Raw genomic sequence first — 22,598 nt, 5'->3', positions numbered from 1 at the left:
AGGCTGGGACGCCTTCGTGAGCAAGCAAGCCACAGCGGGTGCTGTGCTCGGCCTGTCGCCGCAAATGGCCAGAGCATGGGCCACTCGATATGGCTCCAATACAGAGCGGCTGTTTGCCATCGCGACGCGCAGCATGGAGGAGGCCACGGAGACGGAAGCGACGCTGCCTCTGGAAGTACGTGTCCCGCTCCTGTATGCGATGGAGCAGGAAATGACGGTGACCCCGTCTGATTTCTTCATTCGTCGAACCGGAGCGTTGTTCTTCCAGATTGGCGATGTGAAGCGCTGGAAGGAGCCCGTCATTGCACTGATGTCTGAACATGCAGGCTGGAGCGCTGCGCAAGAGCGCCAATATGCGGCTGAGCTGGATGCTTATCTGCATGAAGCAGTGACGCCTGTAGAGGCAGAAGAGAAGTCAGACGTTGTGAAGGTCATCTGATTGCTGTGCAGGATATACAGCATCCGCTTTCACTTGCCCGTAATCTGCTGAAGCAACGGCTTTGACCGAAAATAAAAAGCATCAATTCTCCAATAACAAGAGAATTGATGCTTTTTGTATAGAACTGGCTTACAGCATCAGGTGGAACAGGAACGGCGCAGCCGCCAACGTAAAGAGAGCGGCGAGCACCATAGAGATGCTGGAAATTGTACCTGTCAGCGAGCTGAATTCAAATGCTTTGGAGGTGCCAGTGCCATGAGCACCGGTACCGAGCAGTACCCCGCGCGAGACTTCATTTTCGATACGGAACAGCTTGACGATCATCGGACCAATAATGAGACCACTCAAGCCGGTCAAAATAACGAATACAGCCGTGACGGTTGGATTACCGCCAATCGTTTGTGATACATTCATGGCAATGGGTGTCGTAATGGAGCGGGGAATCAGGCTGCTGAGCAGCGACGAGTCCAGATGCATCCATTTGGCAAGAGCCATGGAGGACAATACAGCTACAACGGAGCCTGAAAGCACACTAAATACGATTTGGGACGCATGTTTCTTCAACACAGGGAAGTTGCGGTACAAAGGAACAGCAAATGCAATCGTAGCTGGTTGCAGCAGCGTGGACAGCAAGTGCGCACCCGAATTATAGGAACGGTAGTTCACGCCCGTCAGCGTCAAAATCAAAATGATAACAACGGGTGTAATAAGCAATGGAGACATATACACCTTGGGCAGGGTGCGATACATACGTTTGGCCATCCAGTAAATAGCGAGTGTCAATACAATACATAGAAGACCGATCATGATGATTTGTGCTCCTTTCGTTTACCAAGCAGACTGGCGACCATACCCGTGCAGGCCATCACCAGAAAGGTGCCAAGCAATACTACCAGCATAATACTCATACCATCGTGTTCCAGCATCGGCCAATAATTCATAACACCGACAGCGGAGGGAATAAAGAATAATAGCAGCTCGGCCAGCAGCCAGTTCGCGCCAACCTCAATCCAGCTTAGTCGGACCAAACCGGTTTGCAGCAGAATAAAAAGGATCACCATACCGACAATGCTACCGGGTACAGGCAGGTGGAGCCAGGAAACTGCCGCGTTCAGGATGAGTGAAAAGGCCATCAGGACGGCAATCTGGAGGACACCGCGTATGAAGCTTTTCATATATATTAACTCCTATCTTTGAATTTCGTTATTTTCAAACTGTAATGAAATTTTACATCACCAGCTTTCATGAGTAAAATGCATATAAAGAATAAAACGTATTCCGTTTGTCTATGGAAGAAGGTGCAGGTTTGGATATCCGACATTTACAATATTTTTTAGAAGTCGCGCGGCTGCGCAGCTTTACAAAGGCGGCCCAGAGCATGTTCATTACACAGCCGACGATCAGTAAGACGATTAAAAGCCTGGAGGATGAGCTGGGTGTTACCTTGTTCGATCGAATTGGCAAAAGAATCGAGCTGACGGACGCTGGGAAGGTGATTGAGCTTCAGGCTCAAGCGATTGTGAAGTCCTTTCAAAGCTTGTCCTCGGAGCTGAGTGATTTGATGAACCTGAAAAAAGGGCATATCCGTATCGGCCTGCCGCCGATGGTTGGATCAAGCTTTTTTCCGAGTGTCATTGGCGAGTTTCACAAGGCCTATCCCGATGTGACCATTCAATTGTTCGAGGACGGAGCGAAGAAAGTGGAGCGGGACGTAGGAGCCGGGGTATTGGATATCGGAGTGATTGTGCTGCCTGCAAGTGAAGATATGTTTGAGACGTTTCTATTTGTGGAGGAAAAGTTGAATCTGCTCGTTCACCCTACGCATGCATTGGCTGAGTGCAAGGAGGTACCGTTATCCGCGCTGGCGGAGGAAGCGTTTGTGCTGTTCCGCGAGGATTTTACGCTGCATGATCGTATCATTGCGGAGTGTGTCCGTGCTGGCTTTCAGCCGCGTGTAGTCTACGAAAGCTCACAATGGGATCTCATCAGCGAAATGGTTGCTGCGAACCTGGGGATAGCGCTATTGCCGGAAGCCATTTGCCGGGATCTGGATTCCGAGCGCTTGCGTATTCTTCCGTTGGTGGACCCCGTCATCCCCTGGCATTTGGGAATGATCTGGCAGAAGGATCGTTACCTGTCCTTTGCAGCCAGAGAATGGATATCGTTCACGCAGGAACTGCTGCGGACGGAGTATGGCAGCAAGTAGTCCATAATAAAAGCTGCCCTTATGGGCAGCGATGCAGCTTGCGTCTATGAATGTGCCTGATTGTTTTGGTTTACCGCTCGCTTGGTGTGAAGGTATTTGTCCATAATTCGGTCAAGCCTGGAGGATTTGTCCAATACTCGTTCATCCTTTAATCCGTGTAAGTTAGCCATACGATTCAATTCGCGGCGTTCTTTTTCCATGAGTTTTTCCAATTGTTCGAGGTTCAAAAAGCCCACCCCCCATGTCGATTGTAAGGCATGTCTCCACTAGCGGCAGAAGAGTCTTTATAACGATGTTTTTTCCAGTTTACCACATTTTATTAACAATAATCCAGCTTACCTGATATTTAGCGACTTAATCATCATGGTTTTGCCAGCTCTACCCGATTGCGCCCTGAACGTTTGGCCTCATATAGAGCGTCATCCACTTTCTCCAATAATTTATCCGCTGTAATGGCGGGAAAACTGCCTGCTCCAACAGATACTGTCAGGGGAACGATGGTTCCGTCATTCAGTTGGAATGGTCCATGTTCCACAGCTTTTCGAATCTTCTCGGCAAGGCTTGCTGCCTTCTGGCTGTCGCAATCTCCAATCAGAATGGCAAATTCTTCGCCGCCTTTTCGCGAGGGGTATGCTCTTATTGTAAACTCCCGGTTTAACAGAATTCCTAATTGGCTCAAGACAGTATCGCCGTTCAAATGACCATAAGTATCATTAATTTTTTTAAAATGGTCAATATCCAGCATCACGAGTCCAAAGGGTTGTTTAGTAGCCTTGGAAGTATGAAAGACCTCTTCAAATAGCGCATCGAAAGCGCGCGGACTGTATAATCCGGTTAAATGGTCCCGATTCGCAGCCTCTTCGAGCAGATGAATGGCCCGTTCTGTTTTTTTGATATGGGACATCATAAAATAAGTGAACAGGCCGCCAAGCAACCTAACGGTTATGACTGTTATAATCGTTTCATTATCAGGAGGATTAACCACAAAGAAAGCAGATAACAGCGACACAACAGCAGCTCCAAGCACGGCTGACATCCATTTGCGGAGTGTTAGGGATTTTCCTCGAAGGAAGATAAGTGAAATGCCCAGTGTCATGAAGCAATTGACAGTAGCAGTCAGAGAAACATCTGTCCAACCACCGGTGATGTAAATACGGTACAGGCTTATGATCAGGGTGGTCAACAGACCGGATATAGTTCCTCCCATATAAACAGATATGATAATAGCCAATTGGCGCAGATCGACCACAAAATGTCCGTTGATCCATAAACCGGTCATCATTAAAAGAATACCAAACAGTCCCAACATTAAGCCGTTCATTACCCGATGGATATATTTATGTTTTTCCAGGTAACGCTCGTATTTTCGTGATAGCAAATTCCCAAAGAATAAGAAGCTTGTTAATAAAGCGAAATTGTTAATTAATTCTTTTAACATAACCCTATCCTTTATGCTGTAATGTGAGTTGGACACTGTTGAGAATAAAGTAATAAGTCTCATTTCTATATTTCGGTAAAAAATAAGTGCGAGTGAATAGTAATTGACCACAAACAATGCTTATGTCCCTTACGTTTCCTTTATCTTCGTGGTAAAGTGAAGGGACTATGACCGGAACGGGTGATCGTATGAAGGAAGCAATTCACATATCAGTGCGTCCACTTGTGGAATATGTGCATCGGAGCGGTAGCATTCACAGTGGTTTCCACTCCAACAGCAGTATGCTGGAAGGAACTCGCGTGCATCAGGTAATCCAGAAAGGCTATAGGGAGCATGACCGCAAAGAGGTATATTTGCGCACGGAAATTCCATATCAGGATGCATTGTTTATTGTCGAAGGCCGCTGTGACGGGTTGATTGAGCTGGATGGTGTATGGACGGTTGATGAGATCAAGTCGATATCTCTGCCCCTGGAAGAAATTCAGGGGGATGGTCAACCTGTACATTGGGCGCAAGCGTTCTTATACGCTTATATGATTGCTCGCGAGGAGCAGCATCATTCCATGCAGGTACAGCTTACTTATGTACAGGCGCACAGTGAAGACATTCGCCGATTTAGACGGGAGCTATCCTTTGCAGAGCTGGAATCCTTTGCACAGGAGATGATTGCTGGCTATGCACCCTATGCATTCCTGCTGAGAGCACATGCGAAGAAGCGGGATGCCAGCATTGGCACGTTGGACTTTCCCTTTGACACGTATCGTTCAGGCCAGCGAACGCTCGCGGGTTCGGTGTACAAAACGATTGCCGAAGGGGTTAGCCTGTTTGCCAAAGCGCCCACGGGTATCGGTAAAACAATATCCACCTTATTTCCTGCCATCAAGGCCATCGGTGAAGGGGTGGTGAGCCGGGTATATTATGTGACGGCTCGTACCACGACCCGCGCAGCAGCAGAAGAAGCGTATGCCAAAATGCAGACTCAAGGGCTGCATATGCACGTGGTGACCTTGACTGCAAAGGATAAAATTTGCTTTAAGGATGAAAATGATTGTGATGCCGGAGCATGCAGCATGTGCGAGGGCTATTATGACCGAATCAACGGTGCGGTGTCCGATATTTTAGCCAATGAGACATTAATGACTCGGGCGGTGATTGAGCATTATGCGCGCAAGCATAGGGTATGTCCCTTTGAATTTTCACTGGATGTAGCGTATGCCTCGGATGGTATAATCAGTGATTATAACTATGTTTTCGACCCGCGTATTTCTTTGAAGAGATTGCTGGAGGAGCAGAAACGAAAAGGCGTTGTATTGGTGGACGAGGCGCATAACCTGGTGGAACGCGGCCGGGAAATGTTTTCGGCGGAAATGCTGAAATCGTCTTTTCTGGAGCTGAAAAGGGAATTTAAACTGCTCAGCCCGGAGATTGCCGCGGCTGCGAGCGCAGTGAACGCGCATATGATTACGCTGCGTAAATTGCATGCGGATGCAGGAAAAGCATTGGAGGCGTCCGCACCGCAAGAGTTGCTGGAGCTGCTGGCGCCATTTGTGGAAGCAGCGGAACGTGAACTGGTAACGAGGGGCAGCGTGAGCAGTACCCAGCATGCGAGCAGTACAGGTGCAGCTTATGCGATGCTTCTGGATACATACTTTGCCGCTCAAAATATGCTGCGAATTGCCGCTTTGTACGATGAACGCTACGTTACCTACATTAGAGCGGGTATTGAAGCGGGACGCAGTGAAGTGCGGGTCAAGCTATTCTGCCTTGATCCTTCGCATTTGCTCGGACAGGCTATCAAGGGCTATCGCTCAACTATATATTTCTCCGCAACGTTGACGCCGCTTGCTTATTACCGAAACATGCTGGGGGCGAAGGAGGAGGATTATACGCTGCAAGTGCCCTCTCCCTTCCATCAGGAGCAATGGGATGTACGTCTATTGCCGCTCTCTATCCGTTATCGGGACCGCGAGCGCTCAAAGGGAGCGATTGTGAATATGCTGGCCGGACTGGCAGAGGAACGTAAAGGGAACATCCTCGTGTTTTTCCCGTCCTATCCGTATCTGCGTGAGGTATACGAGGAGTTTATGATTCGGGATGTGCCGGCAGATACGTTGGTGCAAAGTCCGGGTATGACCGAACCGGAGCGCGATCGCTTTCTGGAGGCATTCCAGCCTGGACAGGAGCGTACCTTGCTCGGCTTTGCCGTGCTGGGTGGTGTATTTGCCGAAGGGGTCGACTTACCGGGAGATCGCTTGAACGGGGTCGTGGTTGTCGGTGTTGGATTGCCACAAATCGGTGCAGAGCGGGATGTGCTGCGCGAATACTTTGCGGAGCAAGGACGGAACGGCTTTAACTATGCGTATGTATACCCTGGGATGAATAAAGTCCTTCAGGCAGGAGGCAGACTTATCCGTACAGAGCAGGACGAAGGCCTGCTGGTTCTGGTAGATGATCGATTTGCCAAGGAGCCGTATGCTTCTTTGCTGCCGGAGGAATGGAGGAGCTATCGTTTGGTGGAACAAGCGGGATTAGGGAAGGAATGGACAGACTATGAATTTTAATTTTCATAATGACTCCATACGCGGGGTGCTGCGCCGTTTTGGTCAAGAGGAGGCCGAAGTGGACAATATGGAGACTTTCGTGACTTTTGCGCGCTTGGCTAGCAGTATTTTCAGAGAAATGGATACGGATCTTACCAGGCTGGGGGCCTCACAGGGTCGGGTCATTGTCCTGAGCCTGCTACATTTTTATGCACCGCATCGAATGACGCCATCGGAGCTGGCTGAAAAGGCTGATGTCACACGGGGAACCATGACAGGGCTGATTGATGGGCTGGAGCGGGATGATATGATCGAGCGCGTGGCTCACGAGAGTGACGGACGGATGGTGACCATCGGATTAAAGGAGGCTGGACGAGAACTGCTGAGAACGGTAGGTCCTTATTACACCAAGCTGATCCGGTCATGTATGACGGAGTTTACAGCACAGGATCATGAGACCATGAAGGCCTTGCTTGGGAAAATGAAAAGCGGCTTTGAGCGATCCTTTCCGAAAAGCTGAGCGCCCGATTTTGAGACAGGGAATAGGGGAGATGAACATGTTCTTTTATGCAAATGAGGTCTATGAAAACCGTGATTTTGGCTCGATGGATGCCAGGGAAGGCGAGTGGACGAATTGTGAGTTTACCCGATGCCGTTTTCGGGGAGCGGAGATGAATGAGTCGCTCATGGAAGGCTGTACTTTTGTGGACTGTGATTTTACCGGAGCCATTCTGAATGCATCTCATTACAAGGAGTCTGCTTTTACAAATTGTCTATTCACCAGTGCCAATCTGTTTGTAGCTCGGTTTGACAACTGCAAGCTGGTGGGCTCAGATTTTGCGGGGGCCAATATGGATGGGATCACGATTACGGGTGGAGACTGGTCTTATACGAACCTGCGTCATGCGGATTTAAGGAAGCAGGATTTGCGAAAAATACGCTTCAAAGAAGCAGACCTGTCCGAATGTAATTTGGAAAAGGCAGATTTGCGCGAAGCGGATCTTACTCACGCAAGATTGCATAAAGCACATCTTCAGGGAACAGACCTGCGTGGCGCGAAGATGGATGGTGTGAATTTTAAAGATTTGAATATCACCGGAGCCAAGCTGGATATGCAGCAGGCCGTAGCCGTGGCTCGATCCTATGGAGCGAAGGTGGAAGGGTAAACAAACACGAGGACATCACTGAATCTGCCTCCCTCTGTGATGTCCTGCGCTGGTGGAATGGACATATGACCAGAATTTTCCCTATCCGTCCCTGAACCGCAGAAGCGGCTCAGGGACGGATAGGGAAACAGGCATTTTATATGTAAAATAAGGCCCTGAGAGGGGATTCTGTAGCGGAGAGAAAGGAGGCATTAGTTGTAGTTGCCCTTTTTTTTCAGTTGAGCAAGGACTACATAATGATCCAGACGTTGGCTTAACTCTATAATGGAAGGGTCGGTAAATGAGGTGTACTGTGCCTTTGTAATAAGCTCTCTGCGCAATTTTTCAATGATGGCATGTAAACTATCTCCGGGTTCGTTCAGATTGGACACCATAGGCTGCACCTTCTTCTCTGCTATTCATTAGATTATAAAAGTAATTGCATAAAATTTGAAGCATACATAACTGATCACCAGCACATTTACTCCTGTGCAGCGATCAGGCATAATGAAGAATGATGCCGATAAGAACAAGCCTGTTTTACGGGGATAAAGGAAGGAAGAGACAGATGAGTCAGACAAACGTTTATTTTAATCATGATGGTGGAGTAGATGATCTGGTATCCCTGTTTATGCTGCTTCAGATGGAGCAGGTTCATTTGACCGGAGTATCTGTTATTCCAGCGGATGGCTACCTGGAGCCCGCAACGGATGCCAGCCGTAAAATTATTGATCGTTTTGGACAAAATAAAGGGCCTGTGGAAGTTGCTAAATCCAATTCACGCGGTAAGAATCCATTTCCTGCTGCTTGGCGTATACATTCCTTTTATGTGGATGCATTACCGGTGCTGAATGAATCGGGGCGCATGGAAGCGCCGCTTTCATCCCTGCCGGCTCATCAGCATCTGATCGAAAAGGTGCGCGGAGCCGAGGGTAAAACGCTGCTGCTGTTTACCGGACCGCTAACCGATCTGGCACGTGCGCTGGATGAGGCACCGGACATTGAAGCCAAGATTGAAAAGCTGGTATGGATGGGCGGCACCTTTGAAAAAGGGAATGTAGAGGAGCCAGAGCATGACGGCACAGCAGAGTGGAATGTGTTCTGGGACCCTGAAGCGGCTTACCGTGTATGGCAAAGCGGCATTACCATTGATCTGGTGGCGCTGGAAAGCACAAGCAAAGTGCCATTGACGCCAGCCGTACGCAACCGTTGGGCTGCCGAACGCCGCTATGAGGGCGTGGATTTCCTGGGCAACTGCTACGCAGGCTGTCCGCCGCTCGTTTATAGTGAAACGAATTCAACATACTTTCTATGGGATGTTCTGACCACTGCATCTGTCGGACGACCAGACATTGTCAAGAAAAAGACGGTGCATTGCAGCGTCATCGCTGAAGGTCCAAGCCAGGGCAGAACGGTGGAGCAGGCGGAAGGTCGTCCTGTAAACCTGGTATATGATACAGACCCGGAAGCCTTTTTTACGTATATGACAGATTTAGCCAAGCAGGCTGCTCCCAAACGTTACTAAGCCTCGCCATGCCTATGTGTGCGGCTTGGAATGAAAATGCAATCTATCTGCAAAGCTCTATATATCAAAACCCGTAACCCGTGACGTTATCCGTCACGGGTTTTTTGTTTCCAGGCAGCCCGAGCCTTCTACTTCGATTTACCTATTCGCTTGCGCAAACCTCCATGTTGTAGGTCTAGTGAGCAGGCTATTTTGGGAGGTATCGGGCATATGAATACACATTCATGAAAATAATTAGTGATTTTCAAAGTTTTTCACGCCTTCATTTAAAATTTCATCATATGAAAAAAGTGTAATAAAATAGGAGGATAGTACCAGTAATATCATGTAAATATTCTATATAATAGGTTTAGAGGTGGGATTATGAATAGACTGGAAGCACTAGAACACTTTTGTGAGACCTACGCAAAAGAGGTGCTGAATCAGAAAAAACTCCAATAACTTATTCCATGCGGCGTACCCGTAGATGCACCTCTTACTTTTAGAATACCCGTATATAAGAATATGCCTGCAACGGCTTGTCCTGAACCTACACAGACTGATCAAGGTAATCAAGTTATTATAAAATAGGCATTTTGAAAGAAGGGAAAGCGTGACTAATAAGAAGTTATTTGTACTTGTTTTAGCTGTTTTAATTTTTAGTGGTTGTGGTGTGAATGAAGAGGCCGAGGTAAAAAGTATCGCTCCTAAATCGTCTACACCAACTATTGTTAGTCCTGAGAAAGTGAAAGATTCTGCAAAACACACTGTGCAAGATTCTGACACATTAGATCAGTTTATAAAGAAAATCCAACCCCAAAATGAGCAGCTTCAAAAAGTATTAAAAGAAGATTTGGACCGTGATGGAAAGCCGGAATACGTGCTTGCTTTTGGATTAGAAAAAGAGGAGATTTACAACATATTTGTAGTCCGGGAGGATGATGATGGCTATCACATTATTGATAAATTAGAGGACCCTGTTATAGTTGTGCATCTAAATACTGATGTGAAAATCATGAAGCTGGATCAAACGGATCAAAAGTTTATCGTTGTATACTCTATAGGCGATGGAGGTGCTTACTCAGAGGGATTCTCCATATATGCCTTGGAAAATAATCATATCAAAAGTATAAATTCTGATTTTCCTAATGCTACTGGACAAGGGATTCGGACGTTGAAAGATGCTAATCATGACGGTGTCTTTGAAAGTGTAGATTATTACGAGTTTAGCGATACTCAGGAGCATACCATCGTGGCCTATCAGAAATATGATGGGACTGGCCCGCAGAAGTTGGAGCTTTTGTTTAAAAACAAAAGTGGAAAATTTGTGTATCCAAGCGATCCTAAGGCTGTGATATTGAACTACTTGGAAGTTGATTATCTTATGAAGTGGTTTGATTTACCTTTTCCTGAAATGGACCAGCTCACCGATCCGGCAGCAAGGCAAACATATGATTTTGAGGATGCCATCGATTTATCCAGCTTAGCATATTTATCTTACCCGGTGTTGGAACTGAGTATTGATGAGGTTAGTAGCGATGATAACCGAAAAATATTTTTGGTAAAAGATGATTCATTAGAAGAAAGAGCGAAAAAGGAAATTACGTTTATGTTGGAAAAACAGTCAGATAAATGGAAGATTATGAGTATAGAGATAAACGATAAATTGTAGAGAGCGTGATATCCAGCATGAATCACTTAAAGGGCGGTCGTATATGTTGCGTCCTGTTACTACTAATTTCCTGTGTAGTAATGAACGGATGTACGAAGGGACAGGATTCTCCAACAACAGAAACTAATCATACGCTTTCTCTCCAAAATGACGCTAAAACGATTTCTTATTCGAAAAAGTTGGATGCGTTAGTGCAAAAACTTCATATAGTCAACGATGAGAATGTGGAATCTGATGCCAGACAAAAAAAGATTGAGGAGTTCACACGGGATATTAATTTTTTGTTAAACGAACCAGAAAGTATAGAGATGAAGGACGTAGAATTTGCAGAAAAGTTTGATAACAAACTTACTGTGATAACGAAGTCGTTCCAGTTAAAAAATCAAAGACTAAATGTTAGAGTTGTGAATTATAGAGCACCCACTACGGTGACAGGTACAATCGGAGGAAAATACACATTTATTCAGTGGTGGAGTACGAAGGAACTTGTGCATGTCCAGATGCTTGAGGATGACGGGCCAAAATTGACTACAGATTTTGTGATTCGAGACTCAGACCAAGGAATACAGTTGTTGTTGGGGGGATATGTTTCAATATATCATCCAGACCCCGTATTTGTTGATTTGTGGGAATTATCCGGGCAAAAGTGGATACAGAAGAGCATAGATGTAGGTAAGATGAAGCTCCCGGATGCGTGGGAATTGAACAAGGATGTGGATGAGTTTATTTTAGAAAATCGCCAACATGATAGCATGAGTATCGGAGTTTTAGAGCACGGCGATGGTTTCTTAATAAACAATGATGATTCTGAACAGAACATTATCATTGAGTTCTCCAAAAGTGGAGAAGTCCATATTGATTCTGCACATAACAACAGCTCAAATACTCATATTGATCAGCAAAGCTATGAACTCATTCAAGAGAAATATTCGAAAAACGGAATCGATATTAAATATCCTCAAATTACGAAACTTGAAGATGCTGCTAAGCAGAAGTCTTTAAACCAAATTCTTAAGAACGAAGCTTTAAAAGGATTACACGAATACGGAGATTCTGATTCTGGAGTTCATCTCAAAATTGATTATGAGATTAAACGGCAAAGTGAACGGTTCTTGAGTATTCAATATACGGGTATTCGTTATGTGAAGAAGGCAGCCTATCCTAATCATATTTTTTATACGACCAACTTGGATATAAAGCAGGCTTTAAGATTAAGATTGAGTGATCTCATAAAGATCGAAAAACCTTTTATTGAGCTTTTAAAAAGCGGGAAATTCACAGCTGTAGAGCCAGAGCAAAAAGATTTACTCGGTAATTTTACTCAAGACGAGTTATATCAATCGTTAACAAACGCAGATGTACTCGAAGATTCAGCCGAGGGATCAGAATCAGATGCGTTTAGTTATCTCACAAGTGGTTCACTGGGAATTAGTATTCCTGTAGCTCATGCAGCAGGGGATCATGCAGAGTATGAAATTCGTCTTCAACAAATTCCAGATGACATGAAGAAAAATAAGGAGTTATGGAGTGAACTAAGTCCTGTTGTTGATCAGTCCGCTACCGTTGTTAACGGGGGAAGATTGGATACCAATCAATATGAAGTTGAAGAATCACAGTCTTTTCAGACCACTTTCGAAGGCTCGGGGAAAGTACGGTTTGTATCCACATATGGATATCCGGAAGGTCTCCGTAAATACTTTTTCTTTCTACTAGATGATCAAGGACATATTGTATATTCATTTCCTGAGTTCTACGGAAATCATGAGTGGGTTGCACGTTACGGAGGTGTAGAAGCGGTGGCCTTCAAGGATGTAAATAAGGATGGATTGAAGGATGTTATCATCATTGCCAGTGTAGATAACGGGATTCATGGACCTGGTAGAGTTGATGAATTCCCTATGGCAGGTATTTACTTTCAGAAGAAAAATAAAACCTTTACCACGCTGCCTGCACTGGATCAGGCCATCAATGATAAGGGACATAATCAAACCATCAAGGATGTCATTCAATATGTAAGCAAACAACGGATAAACGTAGACTAACCGACCAAAGGAGCAGAAACATGGGATATAACCTCAGTTTTATTTTGGATTGCCCGACGGTATAACAAAAGGTGAGCTCAAACAGTATAACTACTCCATGACCAGAAAAACCAAACCAGGGGCAAGCAAGGACGAGGATTTGTTGTATTATAAAGTGCAAACGACAGGGGCCAAAGATGTCCTGCTACAAATCGGGGCAGAGGTTAAATTCAAAGGGAAAAACTTGTGCGTTTTGCAGTCTGTTGCGTTTATACGGCACAATACCTTGTGGCATGAATATGTGCTGACGACAGCCGATGGAATGAAGCAGGAATTGATTTTAAATGAGAATATTCGCGGCATCTCGTTAAAGTCCAAGGTCATTGGAATCGAACAGGATCATGTGAAGGTTTTCTTTTATGAAATGGATAAGGTAAAGCCGAACGTCAAGGAAACCTGCGCTTTTCCAACGGCTACATTTTATACATCGGAAGGGAATACGGGATGGTACTGCATGCCGGAGCTGTCTGGTGTTCAATGCGGGTAACACAATACAAGTCACAGCGAAAGATGCCATCGGTTTAAAATGTAAAACGAGTCTGGTAGAAATGGATGGCAACATCAAAATGACTGGAGAAATGATAAAGACGCAATAATTAAATCCATCGTGAGAGGTAAATAATAGTCATGGCTAAAGTAACTACTGGAGCAATCGTGAATGAGCAGCCGCCAACCCAGGAAGATATGATTCAGGAATGGAAACGTAAAATAAGCAGAGGCGAATATCCTTTTATTCATGTAAATCAGGATAGTACTAAAAGTGAAGAAGGTAAATGTGTCTTGTGACGACTGGAAGAGGCTCCTCAGGAGCCTTTTCTTATCATTTGATGCAGCTTTTTAGGGAGTAGATGCTTCTATTTTGGGATTTCGGCTGTCAATGAACCAATCTGGTCCGCTTACATCAAGCACTTCTTTCTTTTTATAATCGTAGGCAATAGATATGACTTGGTCTTCGTGTCCTTTTATATAGCCACGAAGATAAACTGTAGAGTTAACGTAACTGCCAATAAATTCGTTATTTTTGTATATAAATTCTGCATTGTAGTATTTTCTAATATAGTCTTGCCCGATAGGTATACCAGCTTGTACGATTTCTTCTTTTTCTACCTTCGAAGTGTACTGCATGTAATAAAAAACACCTACAAGGATGGAGAGCGAGACAAGAATAGTAATCCAAAATTTTTTCTTCTTCAATAGATTTTCCCCTTCTGGCAAAGTGAACATACGAAAATCTGTCTTTAAAACTGTACAACAATTAAAGATTATGTTCATCTGTGCAATCTTCTACTAACATACGGTTACAAAGACCTATTTTACGGAAACTATGTACTATGACCAGATATACTGTCTCCAATGACTTTATACTTATTTTTCCTCTTGACTATATCCCTCGTAAATAGGATGCACTATAATAATACTACTTCTTAATCTGGGAAAAATTAGACGTTAACATTGGCAGCAAGCTATTCTGACCTAGGAAAATAAAAGGTTTGTGGAGGGCCCTTCTCAGGAAGAAGGGGACTTGTACTTGGGAACCTCACTGTCGATAAACCAATCCGGCCCGGAGACATCGATGACTTCTTTCGTTTTATAGTTATAGTAAATCGTAATTTTGCTGTCTTCGTGACCTTTAATGTATCCATACAGATATATCCTTGAGTGGACGGCCGGATCATCTACAGCATAATCCTTTAATATGAAATCGGCGTTGTAGTGTTCTTTGATAAATTTCACACCGATAGGAGTAGCGACATCTACTAATTCTTTTTTTTCGTTGTTAGACAAGTTGGAACAGCCTCCTAAGTACATAACCATTAAAATAAGTGCCAGAATTAGTGGTTTTTTTCTGTTCAAGTTACAATTCTCCTTTTCTGGTAATCACCTTTTTTCATAACTCTATAATATATTTACATAATAGACAAGGTGGGAATGATTTGACTTTCATTAGCGATAAAACATATTGGACCATTGCGGATAGAATATATGACCGGGAGTTGACTGCTAAAGACTCAAAAAGCAGGGTTGTTCCCGACTGGAAGATTGTTGAACCTGAAGGGGCCATGTTGCATGACACTAATGGCTCAGGTTTTGATGCGACGGTTTTTTATAATGAAAAAACCGATCAGGTGATTATAGGTTATAGAGGTACTGAGCCGCCTGATCGTCCAAAGTGGAGTGTGGCGATGGACTGGGGGACCGATATTAACGATGTCGTGGGTGGTCGTGCTAAAACGTTGGAGGAAGTCCATCAATATTATGAAAATAACAAGGGAAAGGTGGACAAACTCCCGCCACAAGTGCAAAGTGCATTTCATCAATATGAGGCACAGTACCAGAATAATCAATTTACACAAGCTCAAAATCTGTATGATGTAGTGAAGAAGCAGTATCCCTCTGCTGAAATATCTACCACAGGCCATTCTCTGGGAGGAGCGGAGGCAGAATACGTTGCGGTACGGAACGGGCTGTCCTCGGTCAGTTATAATGCACCAAGCATTGTACATTTGTTACCGGATGATCTTCAAAAGAAGGTGGAAAACGGAGATTTTCAAAAGACGAATGTCGCTTATGTCAATCCGAAAGATACCATCGGTTCGGGAGCTAAGGATGCAAAGCCGCATGTGGGTACAACCTACTTTATAAATAATGATTATAAAACCGCTAATGAAGCAAAATTTACTATTCCTGTTTCGTTACCGATCAAAAGAGAAAATAAGTGGGCCGACTTTTTTTGGGGACCCAAATGGTCTCCCATTGTTTACGTCCCGATTACGCTGCCTATGATGCAACAAGACCCCATTACGAAGTTCTATAATTCGATAATGGGAGAAACAACACATAGCATGGATTATTTTTCATTTAATGCAGATGGAAATATCAGCAATCCATTGTACACGATGGACGGACAACTGGTAGAGGGCAACCCGCGATTACAGGCATACGAGGAAAGGCTTGCGGCCGAGGCAAAATTCAAGGAAGTGATGGGCGATTTGGTTGAACGCTACGGTGGTCAAATGGGTGCTTTCGGGCAGCTTGCTGCTACTGCATTGGGAGTGAATATCATGGGAGCAGGGCAACGCGGGGCTTATTTTGTGGGCAACAAAAATGGAGGCACAATTCAATTAACACCCGAGGAGCTAAAGCACGCAGCTAATCAGATGCGTTCCAGCTTGCATGGGTTTTCCAGCGATACCCGAGCATCCATCCAGTTATTTCAGGCTCATATCGGCACCAGTGAGAGTCAGTCTTTGACCCCGATTGCACATAGTGCAACGGCGACGTTGGATCGGATTAATCGCTGGTATCAGGAATCAATTACGGAGATCGCGGAGTATATAGATCGCAAGGGTCAGGAATTTAAGGTGGTGGATCAGTAAATAGATCATCAACTGGAAGAACACAACAGGAGGCACAAGAGATGAGCAGAATATCTTTGAGCCTGGGGGATCTGCGGAGGGCTGTACAGCAGTGCGAGCAGCTCAAGCAAAGACTTCAGCATCAAGAGCAGCAGATGAGAAATATATATGGTCGTCTGCAAGATTGGCGGGGTGAATCGGCTGCTGAATTAACACGTAAAATGGAGGCATTTCTCCAGGGAACAACTGTACGAATACAAGAATTGGACGAGCATAAAGAGCAGTTGAAACGTTATATTCGCAAAATGGAAGAAGCTGATCGACGGGAAGAGAAACGTAAACGTGCTGCTCAATGGTGATAGGTAACCGCAATAGCTGTATTTTCCTTTGATGCACCGACAGCCGGTGATCACCTGATCAGTTATATTTTTGTCTATATCCTGATGAGCTACCCGTTAGGAGTATTTATTTCATGGAGCTGTTGGTATTTTTATCATCGTTATGCTTTTAAGAAGGCGTATATTATAGCGAATTTTATGCTGCTGTGGCCGGCTGCCCTTGTAGTATCCTCATTGATTCAATCAGCTTTTTCATAAAGAGTCTCCAGTCCAGCGCAGTTAGTTACACATTATAAAATAAACCGTACACCATGGGGATTCCAGCGGAGTACGGTTAAATGTGCTTGGAAGAAATGACGTATTCAAACTACATATATAGTAGAAGAGAAAAATTATTCTCCCGGAATGGAGACGAAAAAGGTGGCTATGATATCTCAGACCAAAAAACGCGAAAATATTCTAAACCTCTACAAAGTTCGACATATTGTTCGCTTTTTCGCATCATATGTTATTGAATCAGGGATTATGATTGCTATTTATCCTATATTTATGTATAATCTATCGTGTTGAAAGATTGATTGTACGTAATATGCTGATGAGGGTGGGTTCATGACGCTGCTCGACAGTAACGAAAGCAAGAAGCGGATGTGCCAGATTTACAATGAAGTTTCAAAGGAACTGTTCGGCTTCGGGACCACGCTGTTGCGGGCCACCGTTGAGAACAACATAGTTTCCTTTGTGGCGAAGCACCGGCGTTCTCCACGCTCGGCGGCATTGGAAGTGGAAGCCCCCGGCTTGAAGCTGGAAGTGGATTTCCGAATGTCCATGCTGTATAAAAAAAGACTTCGCGAAAAGCTGGTTGAGGATATGGGGCTCGATATTGAAGCTCTGCTGCGCGATTATGATTCAGCAACGCAGTGGGCAATCACGAACATCATACTGAAGGAATCCTAATACAATTGGATATTCGGCTTTTCGCTTCGGATCTATCTGAGGGGAGAACCTGTTATAACGCGCAGCGGGATCAACTTATTCTTTGTTTACGAAGAAAAGTATTCTTGTTTTACAAGAGTACTTTTCTTTTTTGTGTCATTAGGTGTGAGAAATTAATAAACAGGGGGAGTTTCTAATGAAAAAATGGTTTAAAGGATTCGTGGCTGTGACCTTGGCATCTGTGGTACTGGCAGGTTGCGGCAGCAATGCTACTGGCGGTCAGACAGATGGAAAAAACAGCTCAGCTGATGGGAAAAAGAAGCTGGTCATTTCCACGTGGGGCTTTTCCGAAGACTTTTTCAATAAAGAAGTGTACGAGCCCTTTGAAAAAGAACATAACGTGGATATAGTCGTGGAAATTGGAAATAACGCAGAGCGGTTGAATAAAATCAGTCAAGGAAGTACGGATGTCGATCTGATCTATCTGTCTGATTATTATGCTCAACAAGGGATTCAACAGGGGCTGTTTGAAAAGCTGGATCGCAGCAAGGTGTCAAACTTGAATCAAATCTATGATATTGCAAAAGCACCGCTGGGCGAGGATTATGGCCCTGCTTATACGGTGGGCCGTCTCGGTATTGCCTACAACCCGGAATTGGTGAAAAAGAATGTAACCTCTTGGGCTGATCTGTGGGGCAGTGAGTTCAAAGGAAACGTGACTTTGCCGAACATCACAGCAACAGCTGGACCGATGATGGTAGATGCAGCCTCCAAGGTAGCGGGTAGTAAGGAGTTTAATGAAGATCAAGCTTTCGGGAAGCTGAAAGAGTTGAGCCCGAATATCGTTAAGTTTTATAGTAAAACATCCGAGTTCGTCAACATGTTCAGCCAGCAGGAAATCGCAGGTGGACCGATTATGGAAATGTACTTCAAAGATTTGCAGGCGGCTGTGCCAGGAGCGAAATTTGTAGCTCCAAGTGAAGGTGCTTATGCAGTAATGAACACGATTAATGTAGTGAAAGGCTCCGACCAAAAGGAGCTGGCTGAGGAATTTATCAACTGGCAGCTGAGTAAGGAAGTTCAAGAAAAGTCTGCCAAGGCGAAAGTGGATTCTCCGGTGAACACGCAGGTGGTACTGTCCGGTGCTGATACAGAAGGAATTACGTACGGTACAGATGTGGTGAACAAGCTGACCAAGCTGGATATGAAATTCGTTAACGACCATATGAAGGCTTGGACAGACCGCTGGAACCGGGAAGTTGCACAATAATGAAAAAAGTCATATTAGATGTAGATACAGGTATTGATGATGCGTTAGGTATTTTACTGGCAGCTAAAAGTGGTCAGCTGGATATCCAGGCGATTACTACGGTGTGTGGCAATGTTTCGCTGAAACAAGCAACATTGAACACATGCAAAATCCTCGACCTTTTGGATAGACCGGATATTCCGGTTTATCGGGGGGCCGAGGCACCGTTAATACGTAAAGGGCTGCATGAGCACCGTGTACATGGAGAAGACGGGATCGGGGGCGCATTGAGTAAAGTGATCCCGGCCATATCGGAGTCCGAAGGTTTTGCTCCGGATATCATCATTGATACGGTGATGGCTCTTCCGGGAGAAGTGACGCTCATTTGCACCGGTCCGCTCACCAATCTGGCGCTGGCGTTGCTGAAGTGCCCCGAGCTGACGGAACGCGTCGATCAAGTTGTTTTTATGGGCGGTGTTATTCACGGCTGCGGCAATATTACGCCTGTGGCCGAATACAACATGTATGCCGACCCTGAAGCGGCGCGGATCGTATTTCATGCCGGTTTTAAACGGCTGGTACAGGTTGGACTGGATGTAACACGGAAAGCGCTGCTGACAGCGGATCATATTGCCCGTCTGACCGATCCGGCCATTCGCAACTATGTGGCTGAAAGCACAGCTGTCTACACCAAACGATATGAGGAACGCAACGGGGTAAAAGCATGTGCGCTTCATGATCCGCTTGCCGTGGGCGTTGCGCTGGATTCGAGGCTGGTAGAAACCTCGCTGCTGTATGTCGACGTGGAAACCTCCAGCCGCTTGTGTGATGGACAAACAGTGGGCGATGTGCAGAATCGTCTCAATCATAGACCCAACATGAATGTGTGCGAGCAGGTGGATAGCGAAGCTTTTCTGGAATTATTTATCCAGGTGCTGAACAAGGAATAACATTTTGATAACCGCAAGGAGCTACCCATGAAGAAAACATACTTGTATTGGCTGCTGCTGCCAGGTCTGCTCTTTCTGGCGGTGTTCATGGTCATTCCGATTGTGCTGACGATCGGTTCGACCTTCGTACAGAACAGCTCTTTCACCCTAGAAGGCTATCTCCATTTCTTCAAGGACCCTTATTTTCTGAAAATATTGCTGACTACGCTGGAAGTTAGTGTTGTTACGACACTTGTGTGTGTATTGATGGGCTTCCCAACAGCTTATTATATCTCGCAAAAGGCTCCGCGTCGTAAAGGAATTTTACTGGCGCTGGCTATCTTTCCCTTGTTGACGAGCCCAGTGGTGAGGTCATTCAGCTGGATGGTCATTTTGGGCCGCAAAGGTTTGTTAAATAACGTGCTCCTCGGTTTGGGAATCGTGGACGAGCCATTGAATATTTTGTACACCCCGGCGGCGATGATTATTGGTCTGGTTCATTTGTTTTTGCCGCTGATGATTATTTCACTGATCGGTGTACTTGAAAATATCGACGGTGATCTCGTTCATGCTGCTCAGAGCCTCGGAGCTTCAAGGTTCAGCGCATTTCGTAAAATTGTATTTCCGCTGTCAGTGCCGGGTCTGATCATCGGGAGCATTCTTGTTTTCGTTGGCAGCCTGACTGCCTATACGACACCAGCATTGCTTGGTGGCAAGCAGCGGGTTATCGCTACATTTTTGTATCAGAACGCGATGACGCTGAACGACTGGTTTTTAGCCTCCGTTATTGCAACTATTATGATTGTCATTACATTTATCGTGGTCGGTCTCTTAAATAAGACGGCCCATAAACTCAATCCGAAGGGGTAGGTGGATATGCGGGAGAAACATTACGGACTAGGCTTCTTTAGCCTGCTGGTCTTCATCTTTCTGCTCGGTCCGCTGTTGATCATATCGGTCACTTCTTTCGAGCCGGGCACGGTATTAAAATTTCCGCCGCAGGGCTTCTCCTTGCGCTGGTATGAGAACATTTTTGAGGTGGACTTGTTCATGTCCACGTTCAAAACGTCGATTGTCGTCTCTTTGTTGGGTAACATCATGGCGTTGCTGATTGGTATGCCTGCTGCTTATGCGCTTAGTCGTTTTTCATTTCGCGGGAAGGATGCGCTGAATGCTCTATTCCTATCCCCGCTGCTCATACCGGGCATTGTTCTTGGCTTTACCCTACTGCGCTATCTGATCATTGTGTATCATTTGCCGGTATACGCCGGACTTTTAATCGGACATACAGTGATTATGCTGCCGTTCATTATACGGGTCATTGCCTCCAGCTTGTCTAACTTTGATTTTGCGATTGAGGAAGCAGCGCTCAGTTTGGGAGCTGGACGGCTAGAAACCTTTTTCAAGGTGGTTCTGCCTAACATCCGTTCAGGTATTATTGCGGCTATCCTGATTGCCTTTCTGGAATCATTCAACAATGTCGACATTTCCGTCTTCATGACAGGACCGGGCTTCAGCACTCTGCCTATTCAAATGCTGACCTACGTCGAAAATTATTTTGACCCGACGATTGCAGCCATTTCAGTTATGCTGATGATTTTGACCGGTATCCTTATGTTCTTGATCGAACGATTGATGGGATTGTCTTACTTCACTAAAAGGTAATGGAGGCTTTAACCTAATGGCACTGCTTACTCTGGATCGCGTATCGGTCGCTTATGACAACCAACTGATCTTGCAGGATTTCGATTTACAGCTCGAACGGGGGCAACTGCTTTCGTTGCTCGGACCGAGTGGTTGTGGCAAAACGACTACGCTGCGTCTCATTGCAGGATTTCTCGAAGCCAAACAAGGAACATTTTTGTTTGGGGATAAGGATTATACCCGGGTTCCGGTCAACAAACGGAATTTCGGTTTTGTATTCCAAAGCTATGCACTCTTTCCGCATTTATCTGTTTTTGATAATGTTGCCTTTGGACTGCGCTTGCGCAAGGTAAAGGAAGATGATGTAAAACGCCGTGTGATGAATATGCTGGAAACGGTCAGTCTGGGGGGCTTCGAAAAGCGCTTCCCCGGTGAATTGTCAGGAGGGCAACGTCAACGTGTCGCGATTGCTCGGGCACTTGTGATTGAACCCGACCTGCTGCTGTTTGACGAACCGCTGAGCAACCTGGATGCTAACCTGCGTGTGAATATGCGTGTAGAAATCCGCCGTATTCAACAGGAATTGGGGATTACTACCGTATATGTATCGCACGATCAGGAGGAATGTTTTTCGATCTCTGACCAGGTTGCGATTATGAATAAGGGGAATATCGAGCAACTGGATGCGCCGTCGACCATTTTTAAATATCCAACGACCGAATTTGTTGCCCGTTTTATCGGATTTAATAATTTTCTGGCCTTTGACGAACGTATTGAAGAAGGAGATCATATTCGACTCCATACAGGAGATCTATCGTTCAGCGTTGCTCGTAATCAGGGTACAGCTCAACCGGGTGCTCGTCAGGGTGCTATTCGCCCGGATGATTTGGTCATTCGTACAGAAGGCAATGAGACGGGGGAAAATGAGCTTCCGGGCATCATTAAGGTGAGTACGTACCTGGGACGCAGCTATCAATATGTGGTAGAAACGGCGAAGGGAAGCTTTACCGCCAATCAGGAAATGGATACGCCTTACCTCAGTGGTCAACGGGTTACCCTGCATTTTCCGGCAGATAAAATGGTGCTGGTCCAATAATCAGCGGGTTCCATGAAGGAGATACATC

At 45.4% G+C, this 22,598-nt stretch carries 25 protein-coding genes; 18 read left to right on the top strand and 7 right to left on the bottom strand.

All coding sequences use genetic code 11. From position 1 onward, the window contains the following. Positions 1-439, top strand: a 439-nt coding sequence (locus WG8_RS29180; RefSeq protein WP_007432909.1) for a glycerol-3-phosphate dehydrogenase C-terminal domain-containing protein, incomplete at its 5' end; no start/stop codon positions are given. Between the two features lie 129 nt (positions 440-568). Here the strand turns inward: WG8_RS29180 and WG8_RS24145 are convergent. Together WG8_RS24145 and WG8_RS24140 are read right to left on the bottom strand one after the other, a co-directional pair. After that, positions 569-1,246 (bottom strand): CidB/LrgB family autolysis modulator, encoded by a 678-nt coding sequence (locus tag WG8_RS24145; RefSeq protein ID WP_007432908.1) that lies wholly within the window; start codon positions 1,244-1,246, stop codon positions 569-571. Further along, the gene (locus WG8_RS24140) at positions 1,243-1,614 is read right to left on the bottom strand and encodes a CidA/LrgA family protein (protein ID WP_007432907.1); all 372 of its coding nucleotides are present in this window, start codon (positions 1,612-1,614) and stop codon (positions 1,243-1,245) included. Before WG8_RS24140 ends, WG8_RS24145 begins: the two co-directional genes overlap by 4 nt. A 131-nt stretch (positions 1,615-1,745) precedes the next feature. Between WG8_RS24140 and cidR the strand changes: the two genes are divergently transcribed. Beyond that, on the top strand, positions 1,746-2,645 hold the full coding sequence (cidR, locus tag WG8_RS24135) for a cidABC operon transcriptional activator CidR (protein WP_007432906.1): 900 nt from the start codon (positions 1,746-1,748) through the stop codon (positions 2,643-2,645). A gap of 44 nt (positions 2,646-2,689) precedes the next feature. On the opposite strand, the gene WG8_RS24130 is transcribed toward cidR, so the two are convergent. Next, positions 2,690-2,872, bottom strand: a complete 183-nt coding sequence (locus tag WG8_RS24130) for an aspartyl-phosphate phosphatase Spo0E family protein (RefSeq protein WP_007432905.1) — start codon at positions 2,870-2,872, stop codon at positions 2,690-2,692. A gap of 134 nt (positions 2,873-3,006) precedes the next feature. Further along, positions 3,007-4,194: a diguanylate cyclase gene (locus WG8_RS24125; RefSeq protein ID WP_232289165.1), complete on the bottom strand. Its 1,188-nt coding sequence runs from the start codon at positions 4,192-4,194 to the stop codon at positions 3,007-3,009. A 56-nt stretch (positions 4,195-4,250) separates the two neighbouring features. On the opposite strand from WG8_RS24125, the gene WG8_RS24120 reads away from it, so the two are divergent. The 3 genes from WG8_RS24120 to WG8_RS24110 are packed head-to-tail and all read left to right on the top strand — an operon-like array spanning position 4,251 to position 7,789. Then, a complete protein-coding gene (locus WG8_RS24120; RefSeq protein ID WP_007432903.1) occupies positions 4,251-6,644 on the top strand; it encodes an ATP-dependent DNA helicase in 2,394 nt (797 codons plus the stop codon). Further along, positions 6,634-7,143, top strand: coding sequence for a MarR family winged helix-turn-helix transcriptional regulator (locus WG8_RS24115; protein ID WP_007432902.1), 510 nt, complete (start codon positions 6,634-6,636; stop codon positions 7,141-7,143). Before WG8_RS24120 ends, WG8_RS24115 begins: the two co-directional genes overlap by 11 nt. 37 nt (positions 7,144-7,180) lie before the next feature. Next, complete coding sequence (locus WG8_RS24110; RefSeq protein WP_007432901.1) at positions 7,181-7,789, top strand: pentapeptide repeat-containing protein; 609 nt, start codon at positions 7,181-7,183, stop codon at positions 7,787-7,789. A gap of 191 nt (positions 7,790-7,980) precedes the next feature. Here WG8_RS24110 and WG8_RS24105 read toward each other — a convergent pair whose 3' ends face one another. Then, complete coding sequence (locus WG8_RS24105; RefSeq protein WP_007432900.1) at positions 7,981-8,163, bottom strand: aspartyl-phosphate phosphatase Spo0E family protein; 183 nt, start codon at positions 8,161-8,163, stop codon at positions 7,981-7,983. A 173-nt stretch (positions 8,164-8,336) separates the two neighbouring features. Between WG8_RS24105 and WG8_RS24100 the strand changes: the two genes are divergently transcribed. From WG8_RS24100 to WG8_RS27525, 5 genes are all read left to right on the top strand, one after another. Then, the gene (locus WG8_RS24100) at positions 8,337-9,293 is read left to right on the top strand and encodes a nucleoside hydrolase (RefSeq protein WP_007432899.1); all 957 of its coding nucleotides are present in this window, start codon (positions 8,337-8,339) and stop codon (positions 9,291-9,293) included. Positions 9,294-9,885: 592 nt separating this feature from the next. Next, the gene (locus WG8_RS24095; protein ID WP_007432898.1) at positions 9,886-10,944 is read left to right on the top strand and encodes a hypothetical protein; all 1,059 of its coding nucleotides are present in this window, start codon (positions 9,886-9,888) and stop codon (positions 10,942-10,944) included. Positions 10,945-10,961: 17 nt separating this feature from the next. Beyond that, positions 10,962-12,986 carry a DUF4163 domain-containing protein gene (locus WG8_RS24090; RefSeq protein ID WP_043891377.1) on the top strand — a complete coding sequence of 675 codons (2,025 nt, stop codon included), beginning with the start codon at positions 10,962-10,964 and terminating at the stop codon, positions 12,984-12,986. Between the two features lie 97 nt (positions 12,987-13,083). Next, positions 13,084-13,512: a hypothetical protein gene (locus WG8_RS24085; protein WP_052310881.1), complete on the top strand. Its 429-nt coding sequence runs from the start codon at positions 13,084-13,086 to the stop codon at positions 13,510-13,512. A gap of 140 nt (positions 13,513-13,652) precedes the next feature. Then, positions 13,653-13,811 carry a hypothetical protein gene (locus tag WG8_RS27525; RefSeq protein WP_007432895.1) on the top strand — a complete coding sequence of 53 codons (159 nt, stop codon included), beginning with the start codon at positions 13,653-13,655 and terminating at the stop codon, positions 13,809-13,811. A gap of 51 nt (positions 13,812-13,862) precedes the next feature. Here WG8_RS27525 and WG8_RS24080 read toward each other — a convergent pair whose 3' ends face one another. Together WG8_RS24080 and WG8_RS24075 are read right to left on the bottom strand one after the other, a co-directional pair. Then, entirely contained in the window at positions 13,863-14,219 is a 357-nt protein-coding gene (locus WG8_RS24080) for a hypothetical protein (protein WP_043891384.1), read from the bottom strand. A gap of 312 nt (positions 14,220-14,531) precedes the next feature. After that, positions 14,532-14,879: a hypothetical protein gene (locus WG8_RS24075; RefSeq protein ID WP_043891376.1), complete on the bottom strand. Its 348-nt coding sequence runs from the start codon at positions 14,877-14,879 to the stop codon at positions 14,532-14,534. Positions 14,880-14,959: 80 nt separating this feature from the next. Here WG8_RS24075 and WG8_RS24070 point away from each other — a divergent pair, with 80 nt between their 5' ends. The 8 genes from WG8_RS24070 to WG8_RS24035 all read left to right on the top strand — a co-directional run bounded on the left by WG8_RS24070 (position 14,960) and on the right by WG8_RS24035 (position 22,570). Continuing rightward, positions 14,960-16,402, top strand: coding sequence for a lipase family protein (locus WG8_RS24070; protein WP_007432892.1), 1,443 nt, complete (start codon positions 14,960-14,962; stop codon positions 16,400-16,402). A gap of 41 nt (positions 16,403-16,443) precedes the next feature. After that, positions 16,444-16,740: a WXG100 family type VII secretion target gene (locus WG8_RS24065; RefSeq protein ID WP_007432891.1), complete on the top strand. Its 297-nt coding sequence runs from the start codon at positions 16,444-16,446 to the stop codon at positions 16,738-16,740. Between the two features lie 588 nt (positions 16,741-17,328). After that, the gene (locus WG8_RS24060) at positions 17,329-17,673 is read left to right on the top strand and encodes a hypothetical protein (protein WP_007432890.1); all 345 of its coding nucleotides are present in this window, start codon (positions 17,329-17,331) and stop codon (positions 17,671-17,673) included. 175 nt (positions 17,674-17,848) lie between these two features. Then, positions 17,849-18,922 carry an ABC transporter substrate-binding protein gene (locus tag WG8_RS24055; RefSeq protein ID WP_007432889.1) on the top strand — a complete coding sequence of 358 codons (1,074 nt, stop codon included), beginning with the start codon at positions 17,849-17,851 and terminating at the stop codon, positions 18,920-18,922. Next, on the top strand, positions 18,922-19,851 hold the full coding sequence (locus tag WG8_RS24050) for a nucleoside hydrolase (protein ID WP_007432888.1): 930 nt from the start codon (positions 18,922-18,924) through the stop codon (positions 19,849-19,851). The genes WG8_RS24055 and WG8_RS24050 overlap by 1 nt, the downstream gene beginning before the upstream one ends. A gap of 27 nt (positions 19,852-19,878) precedes the next feature. Next, complete coding sequence (locus WG8_RS24045; RefSeq protein ID WP_007432887.1) at positions 19,879-20,700, top strand: ABC transporter permease; 822 nt, start codon at positions 19,879-19,881, stop codon at positions 20,698-20,700. Positions 20,701-20,706: 6 nt separating this feature from the next. Further along, positions 20,707-21,495 carry an ABC transporter permease gene (locus WG8_RS24040; RefSeq protein ID WP_007432886.1) on the top strand — a complete coding sequence of 263 codons (789 nt, stop codon included), beginning with the start codon at positions 20,707-20,709 and terminating at the stop codon, positions 21,493-21,495. A gap of 16 nt (positions 21,496-21,511) precedes the next feature. Next, positions 21,512-22,570: an ABC transporter ATP-binding protein gene (locus WG8_RS24035; RefSeq protein WP_007432885.1), complete on the top strand. Its 1,059-nt coding sequence runs from the start codon at positions 21,512-21,514 to the stop codon at positions 22,568-22,570. The last annotated feature ends 28 nt before the right edge of the window (positions 22,571-22,598 follow it).

Origin of the sequence: Paenibacillus sp. Aloe-11, assembly GCF_000245715.1 — a bacterium.
Classification (GTDB): domain Bacteria; phylum Bacillota; class Bacilli; order Paenibacillales; family Paenibacillaceae; genus Paenibacillus; species Paenibacillus kribbensis.
The sequence above is the reverse complement of the archived record's forward strand: the minus strand, read 5'-3'. Positions and strand labels throughout refer to the sequence as shown.